This is a genomic window from Bradyrhizobium sp. (assembly GCF_035652035.1).
Classification (GTDB): Bacteria; Pseudomonadota; Alphaproteobacteria; order Rhizobiales; family Xanthobacteraceae; genus Bradyrhizobium.
Genome location: NZ_DASREO010000055.1, coordinates 1 through 16,689, shown reverse-complemented (window position 1 = coordinate 16,689; position 16,689 = coordinate 1). Strand labels below are relative to the sequence as shown.

Genomic DNA, 16,689 nt, shown 5'->3' with positions numbered 1-16,689 from the left:
GTTCTACTACGCGGCCAATGCGAGCGGGCGGCTCATGGGCACGCTGCTTTCGGGCCTCCTGTATCAGCTCGGCGGCATGACAGGATGCCTTGTCGGCTCGGCCGTCATGTTGGCGCTGTGCTGGCTCATCACACTGCTGCTGCCGGCCTCTGCCAACGCTTCCGTTGTGGCCAATCAGCCGGCTTGACGGGTGCTCATGGAAACACGTCGAGCGATCGTCTGGCGGTTCACGTTGGGACCGCAAAGCCACTGACCGGCGTCGGCCTGGTGTGAAGATCTCCCGCCTCGTTTCGCCTTCGGCTAACCTGCCCGCGGTCTACGGACGAACCCTAGACGTCATCCTGCAAGGTGAAGACGGTGATCACGACCGAGCGCCTATATCCCATCCGCCGCCCTCTGGCGGCAGCGTTTGCCGGTGCTGCCGTGGCGATCCTGGGCGGCCTAATCGGCCTCGGCGGTGCTGAGTTCCGCCTTCCCATCCTGATCGGCATTTTCGCGCTTTTTCCGCACCGAGCGGTGCGCACCAATCTCCTGATCAGTCTCGCAACCCTCGGTATGTCCGCCGTTGCGCGCCTGAGTTTCGTGCACACTACCAGCGTTGCCGATTTCCAGGTTGAGATCGCAGGCATGCTACTAGGCGGCATTGTTGCCGCCTGGCTGGGTGCGGGCTATCTGCGCAGCATTCCAAAAGCGCGCATGATGGCTGTGATCGCGGTGTTGCTATTGGTCACCGCCGTCCTTCTTGTCGCCGAAACCTTGATGCACGGTACGGTGTGGTCGCTTCTGGCCGCCGATTCTGCATGGCGCCCTCATGTTGCAATCGCGTCTGGGTTGGTCGTGGGCGCTATCTCCAGCCTACTGGGCGTTGCCGGCGGCGAGTTCATCATTCCTATTCTGATGCTCATCTTCGGCGCCGACATACGGACAGCGGGTACGGCAAGCGTGCTCATCAGCATTCCGGTGGTGCTGACGGGCGTAGCCCGCCATTGGCTCACGGGCCACTACCGCTCGCAGTCGCTGCTGGTCTATCTGGTACTGCCGATGGCCATCGGCTCAGCTGTTGGGGCCATGCTCGGTGGCTACCTAGCCGCATGGGCACCCACCGATGCCCTACGCCTCGTTCTGGCGGCAATATTGGCGATATCCGCACTCAAGCTCTGGCGGAAGCAGGACGACACTGCCGTCAAGCCGGAATGAAGCGTAAAGGATCATGAGCACCCGCAGCCCTTGGCTCCGGCGGCCTTCGCCTCTGCATCCTGCTTGCAGCAGGCATCGACCTCGACCGGAGCCGGCCCGCCACAACATCCCTCTGCTTCTGCTCCATTTGTAAGGGGGCGGCTGCATACCCCGGTTTCGGGCAGAACCAGTTCGACGCGCTCTGCCGCTTCCTTATCGCCGACGATGTCGGCGATGATCGAGCGCACCTGCTCATACCCGGTCATCATGAGAAACGTGGGTGCGCGACCATACGATTTCATGCCGGCGAAGTAGAAGCCGGGCTCAGGCTGCGCCAGCTCGCGCGCACCATGTGGCCGCACCGTGCCGCAGCTGTGCTCGTTGGGGTCGATCAGCGGTGCCAGCATGAAAGGGCACTCGAGCGCCGGATCGAGTGAGATGCGTAGCTCACGCAGGAAGGACAAATCGGGCCGGAAACCGGTCGACACGATCAGCTCTTCAACTTCGACGTGACGGCCGCAACAGGCCGATCCTGCGCCCAACCGAAGTCCTGTGCCAGTCGCCGTAATATGGGTCAGGCGGAAGCCGGTCTCGACGCGCACGCCGCCCGAAGCGATCAACTGTCGGAACACCCTGCCGAGCTCACCGCGGGCCGCGAGCTTGTCGTTGGCGCCGCCACCGAATGACTTTTCGGGGCTATCGCTCCGCAGGAGCCAGACAATCTGCGTCAACGGCTCGGCCTCTTTCAGCTTCGCCAGGTCGAGAATGGTGCCGACAGCAGAATGCCCTGCGCCAAGCACGGCCACTACCTTTCCCGCGTAGCGGTAGCGCTGGCCACCCAGCACGTCCGGCATGCCGTAAGCGATCAGGCTCGCGTGCTCCATCTCGCCTATTGCCGCAAGGCCGTTGCTGCCAGCGGGATTGGGCGTGCGCCACGTTCCCGACGCGTCAATCACGGCATCGGCACGTACAGTCTGAGGGCCTTTGCCGTTCTGATAGCGCACTTCGAACGGAGCGCGTTCACGACCGTCGGTCTTGACCTTGTCGAACCCGATCCGCCCCACGGAAACAGCGCGGGCATTGGTGCGAATGTGCTTGCTGAGAGGCGTGCGCGTCGCCAGCGGTTCCAGGTAATGCTCCACCAGCTCCGCGCCGGTCGGATAGTGATCGGGGTCCGGCGCGTTCCACCCCTCCTGTCGCAGCAACCGTTCAGCCGCCTTGTCGACATTGTAGGTCCACGGCGAGAACATGCGCACATGCGACCACTCGCGCACGGCCTGCCCCACCTGGTTGCCCGCCTCCAGGATGATCGGCGTGAGATCGCGCTCCAGCGCATGCGCAGCAGCAGCGAGACCGACTGGTCCTCCGCCGATGATTGCGATGGTCTTCTGGGGGCTCGACATTACATCTATCCTTCTGGGTTTATAGAAATAGCACGCAAATTGACTAAGCGGCGGTGTCGGTCTGCTGGCGCAGCGAGTTGCAGTCCGCCTCCGTGCAGCACTCCGCCACCAGAAACTCGACCAGACTGCGCATGACCGGATAGTTCGCACGGCAAATCAGAGTTGTGGCGTCGCGCTCCTGGCTGACGAGCCCGACGATGATGAGCGTCTTCAAGTGATGGGAAAGCGTCGAACCAGGGATCGACAGCCGGCTCTGCAGCTTCCCAACCGGCAGCCCCGGATCACCCGCACGCACCAGCATGCGGTATATCTTGAGCCGCGTCGGATTACCGAGGGCCTCGAGACGCTGTGCCGCTTCACCGATCTTCATGCGCATCTCACTATCATTGTGTGGATGTGGCGTCAATGGTATTTCTAGCACGATAGAAATATGATATTGGAACAAACCCTTCGTTGGAATACCCCAGTCATGCCAGCCCGTGTTGCGACATTTGCGCGAACGCCCGCCAAGTTGGTTGGCCTGGTCTGCGCTGCGCAGGTGCTTGTGCAAATTGGTGCATTCTTCTGGCCAGCGCTCCTGCCGAGCATGATGCCGCTCTGGCAGCTTTCCAACAGCGAGGCAGGCTGGATCACGGCGAGCTTCTATGGCGCCTACATGATTTCGGTGCCGGTGCTCGTCACGCTGACCGACCGCGTTGACCCGAAACGCGTTTACCTCTTCGGCGTTGGCGCGACCATAGCCGGACACTTGCTGTTCGGCCTTCTGGCGGAAGGTTTCTGGTCGGCCCTCGCCCTGCGCGCGCTCACGGGCATGGGCTGGGCCGGAACATATATGACCGGTCTCAAGCTGCTGGCCGATCGCGTTGATGCCAAGATGATGTCGCGAGCCACCGCAGGCCACGCGGCCAGCATCGGCATCTCCGGGGCGCTCTCGTTTGCATGCGGCGATCTCATCGCCGCTGCCGCCGGCTGGCCCGCGGCTTTTCTCGCCGCAGGCATCAGCGCAACTGTGGCGTGGCTCATGGTCGCGCTGATCGTTCCCCCTCAGTTGAAGCCTCCCGCGCCTGCGAAGGACGGACAAGGGCTCTATGACTTTCGACCGGTGTTTCGCAACAGCTCGGCCATGGCCTACGCCATCGCTTACTGCATACACACGCTGGAGATGAGCGCGCTGCGCGGTTGGGGCGTAGCATTCCTTGGCTACGTCGCGGTGACGACGGGAACAAGCGCAGCGTCCATCCTGTCGCCTGCCATCATTGCCACTGGTTTGGGCCTCATTGGCACGTTTGCGAGCGTTGCTGGCAACGAGGCCGCCATTCGCTTCGGCCGTAAACGCCTCGTGATGTCCGCCATGCTGGCATCGATCCTGATCGGTGGGATCATCGGCTTTGTCGGCCCCATGTCCTATGCCATCGCAGCAGTGCTCATCACGCTCTACGGCATCGTCATCTGGCTCGATTCCTCTTCGCTTACCGCGGGAACGGCCGGTACTGCCGAACCGTCGCGGCGCGGCGCCACGCTGGCCGTGCATTCCATGCTCGGTTACGCGGGTGGCTTCGTCGGCCCGCTGCTGGTCGGCTTGATCCTCGACCTCTCGGGCGGGATGTCGCCAACCGGGTGGGGCATGTCGTTCCTCGCGGTAGCAGTCTTAATGGCCATTGCCCTCGTCACGTTCTGGCTGATTCGCCCGCGTGAGCTCGAGGGCGACAACAGCAAGCGTCGGTGATCCTAGGATGCAGCAGAGAACAGAAAGCCGCGGACGGATCGACCCCATGGTCGTCGCCGTCAATGCGCTCGGGATCACGCAGATCACGGCCTGGGGCACGAGCTTCTACTGTCTCGGCGTGCTGGCGAAGCCGATTGCCGCCGAGACCGGATGGACAATGACCACAGTCTTTCTCGGTTTCAGCGTCGCCCTGATTGTCATGGGCCTGATCTCGACATGGGTCGGTCGACTTATCGACCGTTTGGGCGCGCGCGCCGTCATGTCGATCGGCACGATCATTCTGTCGGGGAGCCTGCTCGCGCTGTCACAAGTAAACGATCATGTAACCTACCTCGCGGTTTGGGCCGTCGTCGGTGTCGGAATGCGCTGCAGCCTCTACGACGCGGCGTTTGCCGCGCTCGTTCAGGTTGCCCCAACGCGCGGTCGCAAGGCCATCTCGTATCTCACCCTCTATGGAGCCTATGCCTCCACCGTGTTCTGGGTCATCGGTCACTACCTAAACCAAGCCTATGGCTGGCGCGGCACGCTCGCTATCTTCGCTGCGATCAACCTCGCCGTTTGCCTGCCGCTCAACTGGCTCGGCCTCTCGCGGCATGAGAACGCGGAAGAGGCGGCGCCTGCGGCAGTGGCCGCGTCCTCGCCGGACGGACCAACACTCGAAGGACGCATGCGTGTCGTCGGCATCGTCCTCTTCGCACTGATCATGTCAATCAATGGATTCGTGTTCGGCGTCATATCGCTGCAGCTCGTGCCCATGCTCGAGTCGGCTGGCCTCGTCGGCGCGACAGCAGTGTGGGTGGCATCGCTGAAAGGACACGGGCAGTTCGCAGGACGCGTGGTCGAGATTTTCTTTGGGCGCAACCTGAAGGCCATGACCATCGCCCGTATCGCAATTGGCGTTGTGCCCGTCTCCCTGGTGCTTCTCTTCTTCGCACGAGGAGAGCTGTGGCTGCTCGTCGCCTTCACGCTTCTGCTCGGCGCCTCGCAGGGCGTCATCACGATCGTGCGGGGCGCCGTCCCTCTGGCGTTGTTCGGAGCCAAAGGTTACGGCGAGGTATTGGGCCTGATCGCGACACCCATCCTGCTGGTCAACGCGTTCTCGCCCGCCATCTTCGCGCTGCTGGTCGACCAGTTCGGCTGGCAAACTTCGCTTTACGCGCTGCTCGGCTGCTCGCTTGCGACCTGGGCAGCGATCGAGCTCATGTCGCGATGGTATGAAGGGGCTCAGGTGCGCGCGAGCGACCGCCTGGCGACACGGGCATGATCGGCAACAACCGCCTGGCGGTGATCATGCTGCTCGGCAGCACGCAGACCCTGGCGTGGGCTTCGAGCTATTATCTGCCGGCCATCCTTGCTGATCCCATTGCCGAAGACCTCGGAATGTCCAGCACCTGGTTCTTCGCTGCGTTCTCTGCCGCGCTCGTCATCTCGGCACTGGTCGGACCGCGTGCGGGTCGAACTGTCGACGCCATCGGCGGACGCGAAGTGCTCGCCTTCTCCAATGTGATCATCGCCGCCGGGCTCGCACTGCTTTCATTTGCCCATTCGCAGCCGACGCTATGGGCCGCCTGGCTCGTCCTGGGCGTCGGCATGGGCATCGGCCTATATGACACGGCGTTTGCTGCGCTCGGCCGCATCTATGGTCTCGAAGCGCGTTCCGCCATCACCGGCATCACGCTCGTCGCGGGGTTTGCCAGCACGGTCGGATGGCCTTTGAGCGCTTGGGGCGCAAGCGCGCTCGGCTGGCGGGAGACCTGCATGGCTTGGGCGGCCGCACACATTGTCCTCGGCCTGCCCTTGAATTTACTTCTGCCGAAGCCCGCGACTGTGGCTACCTCGCGCGACGACAACGGAAAGGCTCATGTAGCCTTGGATCGGACGATGATCATCCTCGGCCTGGCGTTTGCGGCGTCGTGGATGGTTGTCGCTGCCATGGCGGTGCACCTGCCGCGCATGCTGGAGGCGGCTGGCGCAACAACCGTACAAGCGGTTGCGGCGGGAGCTTTGATCGGCCCCTCGCAGGTCGGGGCGCGCATCCTGGAAGCGAGCTTACTTAGACGCTTTCATCCGATGGTTTCGGCCAGGATCTCTGTGGCCTTGCATCCGATCGGTGCCGGCATCCTGGCGGTGTTCGGCGCCGCCGCGGCATCTGCCCCATTCACGGTGTTGCACGGTGCCGGCAGTGGAATTCTAACGATCGCGCGCGGAAGCGTTCCGCTGGCCATGTTCGGCCCCGACAACTATGGCTATCGGCTTGGCCTGCTTGGCGCGCCATCGCGCGTCGCGATGGCCGCAGCGCCCTTGCTGTTCGGCATCCTGATCGACTGGTACGGAGCAGGCGTGCTTGTTTTCTCATCAGCGTTGAGCCTCGCAGCGCTCATGGGCCTGTGCAAGTTGCGGATGTCCCGCACAACGCCTTCCCGTTGACCATTTCACCGTAGTGAATAACCATCGCTTCAAGCTGCCGGATGTCGGCCCGTCGTGTTCGTCGCCCATAGTCACATCGAGACCCCTCACGGAGCGAGCCTGAAAATGATCTTCTCGAGAGGCGGCGCGATTCGGTACCGAGTGATGCAGGCCCCCGCAACCAATTTTTCCCCATCAAAATCAGTAACTTATAAAATTGTCTCTCTTCCGTTACGGAACAGTCCCACCAGTTTCGGCCTATTTCCATGGAAAGCGCAGGTATATCAAAGGCTTGATGTGGTTTTTTCCATCTATTCTGAACGGCTACAAATTTTTTCTCCATGGCACATGGATGGCACACGGACGATGTTCAGAATTCCTGTTATGTTCTTGTGTTTCTGACGCCAAGCATCAGCTCGCAGGCTCATTTCGATGATGATATGAAACGTCGGGTACATCATTGGCATATCCGACGATTTGTATCATGCTCCGACGCATGAACGCGATCTCAGAACGCCAGCAGGATCGGGCCGTCGCCGTGCTCAAGCAGCGAGGCATGGCTCGCCTTTCGGAACTTGTGGACGCCGGGATTACGGCAGCCACCGTGTCTCGCATGGAGCGCCAAGGCCTGATCACGCGCCTTGCCCGCGGTCTTTATCAGCTGCCTGATGCGTCGCTCGATGCCAACCACTCGCTGGCCGAGGCTGCCAAGCTGGTGCCAAAGGGCGTGGTTTGCCTGGTTTCCGCGCTCGCCTTTCACGAACTCACCGACGCTGTTCCGGGACGCGTGTGGATGGCTATCGGCTCCAAGGACCGCAGGCCTGAGACGTCGCATCCGCCGCTCCAATTTGTTCGCTTTCCCGACAAGCTGCTGCGTTCTGGTGTGAAAGAGCATCGCATCGAGGGTGTGCGGGTCCGCATCACCGACCCGGCCCGCACCGTCATCGATCTCTTCCGCTACCGGCAGCGCGCGGGCAAACGCTACCAGCGAAGCCCTGGCCTCAATCTCGCTCTTGAAGGCCTGCGCGAAGCGCTGCGCACGCGCAAGGTCAGCCCGTCTGACATTGCGCGTTACGCAACCGAGACCGGGATATGGAAGGTCGTGCAGCCCTATCTCACGGCGATGACCGCCAATGGCTAAGCCGGTCCAAAACATGGGGGCCTCGGTACGCGCGCGGCTCCTCACGCTTGCCAAGGAGCGCAATCAGCCCTTCGATCTGCTGCTCACACGTTACGTGCTCGAGCGATTGCTCTATCGGCTCAGCATCAGCAAGCATCGCGACCGCTTTGTGCTGAAAGGGGCCATGTTGTTGACGGCTTGGTTCGACGATCCTTTGCGCCCCACGCGCGACATCCACCTGCTCGGCTTTGGCGACCCCGAACCGCAGGGGATTATCACCGTGCTCAAGGAGCTCTCCCAAATTAAGCTGGACGACGGCGTGGTCTACGATGCGGGCGCATTCGAGGTTGAGCGCAATCGTGAAGACCTGGAGTATGGAGGGCTTCGCATCAAGACCAGCGCCAGTGTTGATAGCGCACGCGTGCGGGTCGTAATCGACATCGGTTTTGGGGATGCGGTCGAGGCCACCAATTTGGAATTGCCTGTTCTTCTTGACCTGCCGAAGCCGAGACTGCATGCCTATCCGCCCGAAACCGTTGTCGCGGAAAAGTTCCATGCGATGGTTCTGTTTGGCCGCGCCAACAGCCGGATGAAAGACCTGCACGACCTGCTGCTGCTGTCACGAGCCTATGCATTCAAAGATGACCGCCTCGCCCGCGCTATTGCCGCAACCTTCGCACGCCGCAAGACGGAGATTTCCGGCCGAGCCACCCGACGCGCTGACGCAGGACTTCGCGGAGGACAAGGATAAGCAGCAACAATGGGCGGCCTTCGCCAAAGGGCATTGAAGCCAAGGCCGATCCCTTGGCGACGGTTATCGAAGAACTGGCAGAATTTCTCATGCCGCACGCTGCTGCCGCGAAGGCTATCAAGAAGTAGGAGGCGTGCCTGAGTCGTTGCCGACAAGAGGCCATCGCGGCAAAGCAGAAGCGGTCAGCGTCGCGCTACACCCGCGCAAACGGCTTTCCGGCCAGGATCTGATCGCTCGTATGACCGAGATCAGTGATCATTGCGCAGCGCTGCCGGTGCTTGACAGGCTCGATCGTGATCTGCTCGGGATGGCAGTACACGGCCAGCGTCCCTAACCAGGTAAGGCAGCTATGTTCGGGAAGGGCTCGGAGGTGTCAAGCTATCCAAGCTGCGGCTCGCAATCGCGACCGACCTGGCGGTGGATTTTGAGGGCATGATCCCAGAGCTCGCGCATAAGCTGAGGGAAGTCAGGGCCATGGGGGCGCATCCGGCGGATCAGGGCGTCTTTTGACGCCCGCCAATCGGGGTGGGTGTCCAAGAAGTGTCAATCGGCGCGGAATCTTCACCCCTAAGCGGCGTGCAATCGAGACCCCTCTCGTCGATGGTGTAGCGCGCGTCGAAGGCCGGAGCTGCGCAGCGTAGCGCAGCAGCGGAGGGCTTCGACGCGGGGGTCGATTTTCGGCGCCGATCGATGTGTCAGGCGCTGGCCGATTCACAGGCATGACCTTTCAGCGGTACCTTAAGAGACGTTACCCGTGACCCAGGCAGTGCGCCTTGCCGGGAACGGCGTTACGCGTCATCGAACATGGAGGAGAGATACAAGCCATGTTCGCTGCATGCTTCTCTGGCCGAGTCCAAGAGTTGTGCCACCCGCATCGCGAGTTCACTGATAAAAAACGTCACGGCCTTTCGATCCGATCTGATGAAGCAAATGGGGTCGATCCATTGCGGCTTGTCATCGGCCCTACGAACAAGGGCATCTATTCCCTTGGGGGCGAGACAGATGGCCAAGTGTCAAACAGCACCCAACATAGACCCCCGATCGGCGTCCAATTTTGATGAGGTGGACGGCGCCCGCTCGCGGCATCGAGGTGCCATAGGGTGATCGTCATCTAACGAATCACATGAGGGGGCCGTCCACATGCAGGTTACCACGATCGGCATTGATCTGGCCAAGAACGTGTTTCAGGTCCACGGCGTCGACGCGACTGGGAAGGTAGCGATCACGAAGAAGCTGCGGCGCTCGCAGGTCCTGCCGCTGTTTGAGAGATTGCCGCGCTGCCTGATCGGCATGGAGGCCTGTGCCACATCGCACCACTGGGCGCGCGAGCTCGAGGCGCTCGGCCACGCAGTGCGACTGAGGCCGGCGAGCTATGTGAAGGCGTACGTCAAGCGCGGCAAGAACGATGCTGCTGATGCAGCCGCGATCTGCGAGGCAGTGACGCGACCGAGCATGCGCTTCGTTGCCATCAAGAGCGCCGAGCAGCAAGCCCTGCTGATGCTGCACCGGACGCGCGATCTCTTGGTGCGGCAGCGCACGCAGTTGATCAATGCGATGCGCGCGCATTTGGCCGAGCTCGGTCTGGTCGCCGCGCAAGGCCGCGACGGGCTGACGAGTTTGATTGGCATCGTGAGGGATGAGGAGAGCCACATCCCGGATCTGGCGCGTAAGGCTTTGCACGCCCTGCTCGACCAATTGGATGCGCTTGGCCCGCAGATCGGAGGCATCGAGCGCCACATTCATGCCGAGCATCGATCAAACGATGCGAGCCGGCGGCTGGAGACGATACCTGGCATCGGCGTGATCGGTGCGACAGCGATTGCCGCCAGCGTGCCTGATGCCGGGGTCTTCAAGTCGGGACGCGAGTTCGCGGCCTGGATCGGCTTGGTGCCGAGGCAGAACTCCAGCGGTGGCAAGGAGCGGCTGGGGTCGATCTCCAAGCAGGGCGATCGCTACCTGCGCCGGCTGCTTGTGGTCGGGGCGACGGCGGTCATACGGCACACACGCGCCCATCCTGACAAGCATCCCTGGCTAATGCATCTGCTGGCACGGCGACCGGCCAAGGTCGTGGCGGTGGCGCTCGCCAACAAGATGGCGCGGATCGCATGGGCGGTGCTGGCCAAGGGCGAGAGCTATCGAGCGCCGGTGCTTGCGGCAAAAGTCTAAAGGGCTGCCGATAAACCGGTAGAGATCGCATCGACGGGCGCATTCCAATTGCGAGGGTGATAATGGCGTGATGCGAAACGGTCGAGCCGTCGATCGGGAAAACCCGTCTGGGGTCTGTGGGCCTATGAGCCCGGAATTTTGATCGGGACCCGATCCGCGGATCACATCAGGGCCAGCCGTCATGCGGCCGCATCAACAGGCCGGACACATGACTTGCACCCGACCGCAAGCCGCACGCCAGATTCCTCTTGCAATGAGGGCGCCGTCCACACATGACCCCTCCCTCGCGTGAGGTTGCCAGCGGCTAGCGCTTGTAATTGCGGGGTTATCCGTCGAGCGCTTCGTCTGTGGAGAGCAGCACTCGGATAGGTGCTGAGCGCACAGTGGTGGGGTCACTCACCGATGCCGATGCACACCGTGCCCTAACAAGAGCTGCGTGGCGCCTAGCGCGTGCGGTCGTCGCGGTACCGCACGCCATGCGTCAAGCGCTGCTGCGCTCGATATCCTCGATAAGCGCTCTTGGGCGGCGCGACATCGACAAGGCTGAATAAGAAGAGAAGGAGCTTCTCATCTCACAGCGACGCGCCTTCGCAAAGGCTGAAGCTGCCAGCCCGCGTCAGGCGGCCTCCGCGACCGCCAGATAGGCGCCAGCGAAGCGATGGGGCGTGGAAGTCTGCCGATGCGGGCTTCTCAGCCAGCTTGTGGCGGCCGTCCAGAGGCTGCGTAGTGAGCCCGACCGCCTGACACTCTGCGGTGCTCGACGTGCCCTGCCGTCGCTTGCCGTCGGCAGCGATCGTCAGAGTGTTCACTGTGAGGCTTGCGAGGAGGAGGGCGCCGAGCACCGCGGCGAGCCCCACCGCCTTTGCGGGCACCCATCCTTCAGGGTTGGCCCCACCCTTGAGGCCAATCGCAGACATGGCAGTCTCCCTTCGATCACGTGGCCGCCGCTTGCGGCCGCATCCGACAGATCATGGCGCCCGCATCAAGAGTCGAGGCGGAGGAGGGCCCGACGGCATAGGAATTCCATGAAGGACACGCGAAAGACGCTGAGCGGGCGCGTGTGAGCCATCCGACCAATCCGCTGATGTCGAAGGTCTTTTGGTTGCTCTCTTATGCGGATCGGCGGTTTTTATATGCCGCCTTTATGCGGAAGTGCCGGCGTCCATCTCGATTTCATATGCCGCGCTGCGCAAGTATCCGCCGCGTGCGACGAGGCATCTCGCTTGCTTGACGGCGCTCAATGTCGCGCGCCCTTGCGATCGGCTGACTGCACGTCAGCGCGCGCAGTTCACGAGGAGCAAGTCATGTTGGACGTGATCCTGGTAGCCGGCTGTGTCGGCTTCTTCATCCTGTCGATCGCCTACGCCTACGGCTGCGACCGTCTCTAAGGGAGAGCCCCATGCTCGTCGAATACATCCTGGGAGGCCTCGTGACCGCGGCGCTCCTGATCTATCTCACCTACGCCCTGCTGCGGCCTGAGAAGTTCTGAAGAGGCGCGACCCCTATGACCCTCAATGGCTGGCTTCAAATCGCCATCTACTTTGCGGTGCTCACTGCGCTCGTCGTTCCCATCGGCCGCTATATGGCGCGCGTGTTCGAAGGCGAGCGCACGTTCCTCTCACCTGTGCTGCGGCCGATCGAGACATTGCTTTATCGTGCGTCGGGCGTGAACGAAACGCGCGAGCAGCACTGGATCACCTATACGGTGGCGATGCTCATTTTCAACGCCGCCGGGTTCCTGCTCGTCTACGCCATACAGAGGCTGCAAAACTTCTTGCCGTTCAACCCGGCAGGCCAGTCAGCTGTTCCTTCCGACCTCGCCTTCAACACGGCGGTCAGCTTCGCCACCAATACCAACTGGCAGAACTACGGCGGCGAAAGCACCATGAGCTACTTCACACAGATGGCGGCTCTCACGACGCAGAACTTCGTGTCCGCAGCGACTGGCATTGCCCTGCTCATCGCCCTGATCCGCGCATTTGCACGCGCCTCGGCCAATACCGTCGGCAATTTCTGGGTCGATCTCACGCGGACGACGCTTTATGTGCTGCTTCCGTTGTCTCTCGTGGCGGCGCTCTTCCTCGTTTGGCAGGGCGTGCCGCAGAACCTGGGCGGCTACGTCGATGCCACCACGCTCGAGGGCGCGAAGCAGACCTTGAGCCAGGGGCCCGCAGCGTCACAGATCGCCATCAAGCAACTCGGCACCAATGGCGGTGGCTTCTGGAACGCCAACTCCTCCGTACCCTACGAGAACCCCACCCCGCTCAGCAACTTCCTCGAGGTGCTCTACATCCTCCTGATCGCGGCGGCGCTCACGCACACGTTCGGGCGCATGGTGAAGGACGAGCGGCAAGGCTGGGCGCTGTACGCGGCGATGTCCATCTTGTTCCTGGTCGGCGTCGCCGTCTGCTACTGGGCCGAGGCGGCCGGCAACCCGCATTTTGCCGCGCTTGGGCTCGATCCGGCCAACATGGAGGGCAAGGAAGTCCGCTTCGGCATTACCAACTCCGCGTTGTGGGCGGTGGCGACCACCGATGCCTCCAACGGCTCCGTCAACGCGATGCACGACAGCTTCACCGCACTCGGCGGCATGGTTCCGCTCGTCAACATCATGTTGGGCGAGATCATCTTTGGCGGCGTGGGCTCCGGCCTCTATGGCATGCTGCTGATGGTGGTCGTCGCCATGTTTGTGGCCGGCCTCATGGTGGGCCGCACGCCGGAGTACCTCGGCAAGAAGATCGAGGCGAAGGAGGTCAAGATGGCCATGCTGGCCATCTTGATCCTGCCGCTGTCGATGCTTGGCTTCACGGCCGCCTCCGTCGTGCTGCCCTTCGGGGTCTCCAGCATGGCCAACGCTGGTCCGCACGGTTTCAGCGAGGCGCTGTACCTCTTCGTCTCGCAGACCGGCAACAACGGGTCGGCGTTTGCGGGCATGACCGGCAATACGCTCTGGTACAACATCACTGGTGGCGTGGCGATGCTGGTCGGGCGCTACTTCGTCATCATTCCGATGATGGCAATGGCAGGCTCCCTGGTCGCCAAGAAGATCGTGCCGGCTTCGGCGGGCACGTTTCCGACGCACGGCGCCCTGTTCGTAGGCCTGCTCGTCGGCGTGATCGTCATCATCGGCGGCCTCGTCTACTTCCCGGCGCTTGCCCTTGGGCCCGTCGTCGAGCACTTCGCCATGCAAGCGAAGATGCTGTTCTGACACCTTCACTTCGGAGTAACACCCATGGAAAGCTCCACCCTTCGCAAGCGGATGCCTGTGTCCGCACTCGCCGATCCCAGGATCATCGTCCCGGCCGTCGGCGCGGCGTTTGCCAAGCTCGATCCCCGTGTCCTGATCAAGAACCCGGTGATGTTCGTGGTCGAGATCGTGGCGGCCCTGACGACCATCATCCTGCTGCGGGATCTCTTCACAGGCGGCGGCAGCCTGGGCTTCACGTTCCAGATCGTCCTGTGGCTGTGGATCACCGTGTTGTTCGCCAACTTCTCGGAAGCAGTGGCCGAGGGCCGTGGCAAGGCGCAGGCCGACTCCCTGCGGCGCACGCGCACCGAGACGCAGGCCAAGTTGCTCGCCGCCGCCAATTCCAAGGACTACAAGCTTGTGCCAGGCACCAGCCTGAAGGTCGGCGACATCGTGCTGGTGGAGGCCGGCGACCTGATTCCGTCGGATGGCGAGGTGGTCGAGGGCGTGGCCTCGGTCAACGAGGCGGCCATCACCGGCGAGTCGGCGCCGGTCATCCGGGAGTCCGGCGGCGACCGTTCGGCCGTCACCGGCGGCACCCAGGTCATCTCCGACTGGATCCGCGTGCGCATCACGTCTGCGCCGGGGTCCACCTTCCTCGATCGCATGATCAAGCTGGTCGAAGGCGCCGAGCGGCAGAAGACGCCCAACGAGATCGCACTCAATATCCTGCTCGTCGGCATGACCATAATCTTCGCGTTCGCCACCGCGACCATTCCGAGCTTCGCCAGCTACGCGGGCGGACCCATCTCGGTCGTCATCGTGGTGGCGCTGTTCGTGACGCTCATTCCGACGACGATCGGCGCTCTGCTATCGGCGATCGGCATCGCCGGTATGGACCGGCTGGTCCGCTTCAACGTGCTGGCCATGTCGGGCCGAGCCGTCGAGGCGGCGGGAGACGTCGATACGCTGCTGCTCGACAAGACCGGCACGATCACGCTCGGCAACCGGCAGGCGACCGAGTTCAAGCCGCTGCGCAGCGTCAGTGAGCAGGAGTTGGCGGATGCCGCGCAGCTCGCCTCGCTGGCCGACGAGACGCCCGAAGGCCGCTCGATCGTCGTGCTCGCCAAGGGGAAGTATGGCATTCGCGGGCGCGAGATGAGCGAGCTCAATGCCAAGTTCATACCTTTCTCGGCACAGACTCGCATGAGCGGTGTGGAGTTCGGCAGCACGTCGGTCCGCAAGGGCGCGGTTGATGCCATCCTGGCCTATCTCAACGGTGGCCACCAGACGGCCAGCCGCGGTGCCGCCGCCGTCGCCCTGAAGCCGGGCGTCAGCGCCGAGACGGCGCGCGATATCCAGGCGCTGGCCGACGGTATCGCCAAATCCGGCGGCACGCCCCTCGCCGTGGCGCGCGACGGCAAGCTGCTCGGCGTCATCCACCTCAAGGACATTGTCAAGGGAGGCATCCGCGAGCGCTTCGCCGAGTTAAGGCGCATGGGCATCCGCACCATCATGATCACCGGCGACAACCCAACCACCGCCGCGGCCATCGCGGCGGAGGCCGGGGTGGACGACTTCCTCGCCCAGGCCACGCCCGAGGACAAGCTGAAGCTCATCCGCGATGAGCAGGCCAAGGGCAAGCTGGTGGCCATGTGCGGCGACGGCACCAACGATGCCCCCGCTCTGGCGCAGGCCGATGTCGGCGTGGCCATGAACACCGGCACGCAGGCCGCGCGTGAGGCCGGCAATATGGTGGACCTCGACTCGAACCCCACCAAGCTCATCGAGGTGGTGGAGATCGGCAAGCAGCTGCTGATGACGCGCGGCGCGCTCACCACGTTCTCGATCGCCAACGACGTGGCCAAGTACTTCGCCATCATCCCGGCGATGTTCCTCGCCTTCTATCCCCAGCTGCAGGCGCTGAACATCATGAACCTGGCGACGCCGCAGAGCGCCAGCCTGTCGGCGATCATCTTCAACGCGCTCGTCATCGTCGCGCTGATCCCGCTGGCGCTCAAGGGCGTGGCCTACCGCCCGATCGGCGCCGGTCCGCTGCTGCGGCGCAACCTGGCTGTCTACGGCCTCGGCGGCATCGTCATCCCGTTCATCGGCATCAAGGCCATCGACCTCGCGGTCACGGCCCTGCACCTCGCCTGAGGAGTGAAGATCATGAGAGAGCACTTGCGCCCCGCCGTGACGCTGATCGTCCTGTTCACCGTCATCACCGGGCTCATCTATCCGCTGGCCGTCACCGGCCTGGCCCAGGTCGTGTTCCCCCGGCAGGCGAACGGCAGCCTGGTCGAGGTCGACGGCAGGGTGGTGGGATCGTCCCTGATCGGCCAGGTCTTCAGCGAGGCCGGCTACTTTCACGGCCGGCCCTCGGCGACGGTGGCGCCCGACCCCAAGGACGCCTCCAAGACGGTCGATGCGCCCTACAATGCTGCGAACTCCGGCGGCTCCAACCTCGGCCCCACCAGCAAGGCGCTGATCGAGCGGGTCAAGGCCGACGTCGCGGCCCGCAAGGCGGAAAACCCCGACGCCACCGTGCCGACCGACCTCGTCACCGCTTCGGGCAGCGGCCTCGATCCGCACATCTCCCCTGCGGCGGCCCTGTTCCAGGTGCCGCGGGTTGCGAAGGCGCGCGGCATCGGCGAAGATCGCCTGCGGCGGCTGGTCGATCAGCACATCGAGGGCCGCACCTTCGGCCTTCTCGGCGAGCCGCGCGTGAACGTGCTGGCGCTCAACCTTGCG

At 63.1% G+C, this 16,689-nt stretch carries 16 protein-coding genes and 1 pseudogene; 14 read left to right on the top strand and 3 right to left on the bottom strand.

The annotated features are described in order from the left end of the window. A pseudogene (locus VFB05_RS15465) lies at positions 1 to 187 on the top strand (MFS transporter); the annotation flags it as partial. A 170-nt stretch (positions 188 to 357) separates the two neighbouring features. Beyond that, positions 358 to 1,197, top strand: coding sequence for a sulfite exporter TauE/SafE family protein (locus tag VFB05_RS15460; protein WP_325013605.1), 840 nt, complete (start codon positions 358 to 360; stop codon positions 1,195 to 1,197). A gap of 11 nt (positions 1,198 to 1,208) precedes the next feature. Here the strand turns inward: VFB05_RS15460 and VFB05_RS15455 are convergent, their stop codons facing one another. Beyond that, a complete protein-coding gene (locus VFB05_RS15455; RefSeq protein ID WP_325013604.1) occupies positions 1,209 to 2,579 on the bottom strand; it encodes an NAD(P)-binding domain-containing protein in 1,371 nt (456 codons plus the stop codon). A gap of 43 nt (positions 2,580 to 2,622) precedes the next feature. Beyond that, positions 2,623 to 2,949: a metalloregulator ArsR/SmtB family transcription factor gene (locus VFB05_RS15450; protein ID WP_325013603.1), complete on the bottom strand. Its 327-nt coding sequence runs from the start codon at positions 2,947 to 2,949 to the stop codon at positions 2,623 to 2,625. A gap of 99 nt (positions 2,950 to 3,048) precedes the next feature. Here VFB05_RS15450 and VFB05_RS15445 point away from each other — a divergent pair, with 99 nt between their 5' ends. The 7 genes from VFB05_RS15445 to VFB05_RS15415 all read left to right on the top strand — a co-directional run bounded on the left by VFB05_RS15445 (position 3,049) and on the right by VFB05_RS15415 (position 10,748). Then, positions 3,049 to 4,305 (top strand): MFS transporter, encoded by a 1,257-nt coding sequence (locus tag VFB05_RS15445; protein WP_325013602.1) that lies wholly within the window; start codon positions 3,049 to 3,051, stop codon positions 4,303 to 4,305. A 7-nt stretch (positions 4,306 to 4,312) separates the two neighbouring features. Further along, positions 4,313 to 5,569 carry an MFS transporter gene (locus VFB05_RS15440; RefSeq protein WP_325013601.1) on the top strand — a complete coding sequence of 419 codons (1,257 nt, stop codon included), beginning with the start codon at positions 4,313 to 4,315 and terminating at the stop codon, positions 5,567 to 5,569. Beyond that, positions 5,569 to 6,732 (top strand): MFS transporter, encoded by a 1,164-nt coding sequence (locus VFB05_RS15435; protein ID WP_325013606.1) that lies wholly within the window; start codon positions 5,569 to 5,571, stop codon positions 6,730 to 6,732. The genes VFB05_RS15440 and VFB05_RS15435 overlap by 1 nt, the downstream gene beginning before the upstream one ends. A gap of 475 nt (positions 6,733 to 7,207) precedes the next feature. Beyond that, entirely contained in the window at positions 7,208 to 7,852 is a 645-nt protein-coding gene (locus VFB05_RS15430; RefSeq protein ID WP_325013600.1) for a type IV toxin-antitoxin system AbiEi family antitoxin domain-containing protein, read from the top strand. Continuing rightward, a complete protein-coding gene (locus tag VFB05_RS15425; protein WP_325013599.1) occupies positions 7,845 to 8,582 on the top strand; it encodes a nucleotidyl transferase AbiEii/AbiGii toxin family protein in 738 nt (245 codons plus the stop codon). Before VFB05_RS15430 ends, VFB05_RS15425 begins: the two co-directional genes overlap by 8 nt. A 133-nt stretch (positions 8,583 to 8,715) precedes the next feature. Next, the gene (locus VFB05_RS15420; RefSeq protein WP_325013598.1) at positions 8,716 to 8,916 is read left to right on the top strand and encodes a hypothetical protein; all 201 of its coding nucleotides are present in this window, start codon (positions 8,716 to 8,718) and stop codon (positions 8,914 to 8,916) included. A gap of 806 nt (positions 8,917 to 9,722) precedes the next feature. After that, positions 9,723 to 10,748: an IS110 family transposase gene (locus VFB05_RS15415; protein WP_325013597.1), complete on the top strand. Its 1,026-nt coding sequence runs from the start codon at positions 9,723 to 9,725 to the stop codon at positions 10,746 to 10,748. Between the two features lie 572 nt (positions 10,749 to 11,320). On the opposite strand, the gene VFB05_RS15410 is transcribed toward VFB05_RS15415, so the two are convergent. Beyond that, positions 11,321 to 11,665: a hypothetical protein gene (locus VFB05_RS15410; RefSeq protein WP_325013596.1), complete on the bottom strand. Its 345-nt coding sequence runs from the start codon at positions 11,663 to 11,665 to the stop codon at positions 11,321 to 11,323. A 306-nt stretch (positions 11,666 to 11,971) separates the two neighbouring features. On the opposite strand from VFB05_RS15410, the gene VFB05_RS15405 reads away from it, so the two are divergent. The 5 genes from VFB05_RS15405 to VFB05_RS15385 form a co-directional block, all read left to right on the top strand. Beyond that, positions 11,972 to 12,136 (top strand): hypothetical protein, encoded by a 165-nt coding sequence (locus tag VFB05_RS15405; protein ID WP_325013595.1) that lies wholly within the window; start codon positions 11,972 to 11,974, stop codon positions 12,134 to 12,136. A gap of 11 nt (positions 12,137 to 12,147) precedes the next feature. Next, positions 12,148 to 12,237 (top strand): K(+)-transporting ATPase subunit F, encoded by a 90-nt coding sequence (kdpF, locus tag VFB05_RS15400; RefSeq protein ID WP_325013594.1) that lies wholly within the window; start codon positions 12,148 to 12,150, stop codon positions 12,235 to 12,237. Between the two features lie 15 nt (positions 12,238 to 12,252). Beyond that, a complete protein-coding gene (gene kdpA, locus VFB05_RS15395; RefSeq protein WP_325013593.1) occupies positions 12,253 to 13,956 on the top strand; it encodes a potassium-transporting ATPase subunit KdpA in 1,704 nt (567 codons plus the stop codon). A gap of 24 nt (positions 13,957 to 13,980) precedes the next feature. Beyond that, entirely contained in the window at positions 13,981 to 16,095 is a 2,115-nt protein-coding gene (gene kdpB / locus VFB05_RS15390) for a potassium-transporting ATPase subunit KdpB (RefSeq protein ID WP_325013592.1), read from the top strand. A 12-nt stretch (positions 16,096 to 16,107) separates the two neighbouring features. Continuing rightward, positions 16,108 to 16,689 (top strand): K(+)-transporting ATPase subunit C (locus VFB05_RS15385; RefSeq protein WP_325013591.1); only part of this gene is annotated, 582 nt, incomplete at its 3' end.

What these genes read in the sequence shown, in the direction of transcription:
- VFB05_RS15455 (WP_325013604.1), bottom strand. Translation starts at nt 2,579, where the DNA reads ATGTCGAGCCCCCAGAAGACCATCGCAATCATCGGCGGAGGACCAGTC.
- VFB05_RS15440 (WP_325013601.1), top strand. Translation starts at nt 4,313, where the DNA reads ATGCAGCAGAGAACAGAAAGCCGCGGACGGATCGACCCCATGGTCGTC.
- VFB05_RS15415 (WP_325013597.1), top strand. Translation starts at nt 9,723, where the DNA reads ATGCAGGTTACCACGATCGGCATTGATCTGGCCAAGAACGTGTTTCAG.
- VFB05_RS15425 (WP_325013599.1), top strand. Translation starts at nt 7,845, where the DNA reads ATGGCTAAGCCGGTCCAAAACATGGGGGCCTCGGTACGCGCGCGGCTC.
- kdpF (WP_325013594.1), top strand. Translation starts at nt 12,148, where the DNA reads ATGCTCGTCGAATACATCCTGGGAGGCCTCGTGACCGCGGCGCTCCTG.
- VFB05_RS15450 (WP_325013603.1), bottom strand. Translation starts at nt 2,949, where the DNA reads ATGAAGATCGGTGAAGCGGCACAGCGTCTCGAGGCCCTCGGTAATCCG.
- kdpB (WP_325013592.1), top strand. Translation starts at nt 13,981, where the DNA reads ATGGAAAGCTCCACCCTTCGCAAGCGGATGCCTGTGTCCGCACTCGCC.
- VFB05_RS15430 (WP_325013600.1), top strand. Translation starts at nt 7,208, where the DNA reads ATGAACGCGATCTCAGAACGCCAGCAGGATCGGGCCGTCGCCGTGCTC.
- VFB05_RS15445 (WP_325013602.1), top strand. Translation starts at nt 3,049, where the DNA reads ATGCCAGCCCGTGTTGCGACATTTGCGCGAACGCCCGCCAAGTTGGTT.
- VFB05_RS15410 (WP_325013596.1), bottom strand. Translation starts at nt 11,665, where the DNA reads ATGTCTGCGATTGGCCTCAAGGGTGGGGCCAACCCTGAAGGATGGGTG.
- kdpA (WP_325013593.1), top strand. Translation starts at nt 12,253, where the DNA reads ATGACCCTCAATGGCTGGCTTCAAATCGCCATCTACTTTGCGGTGCTC.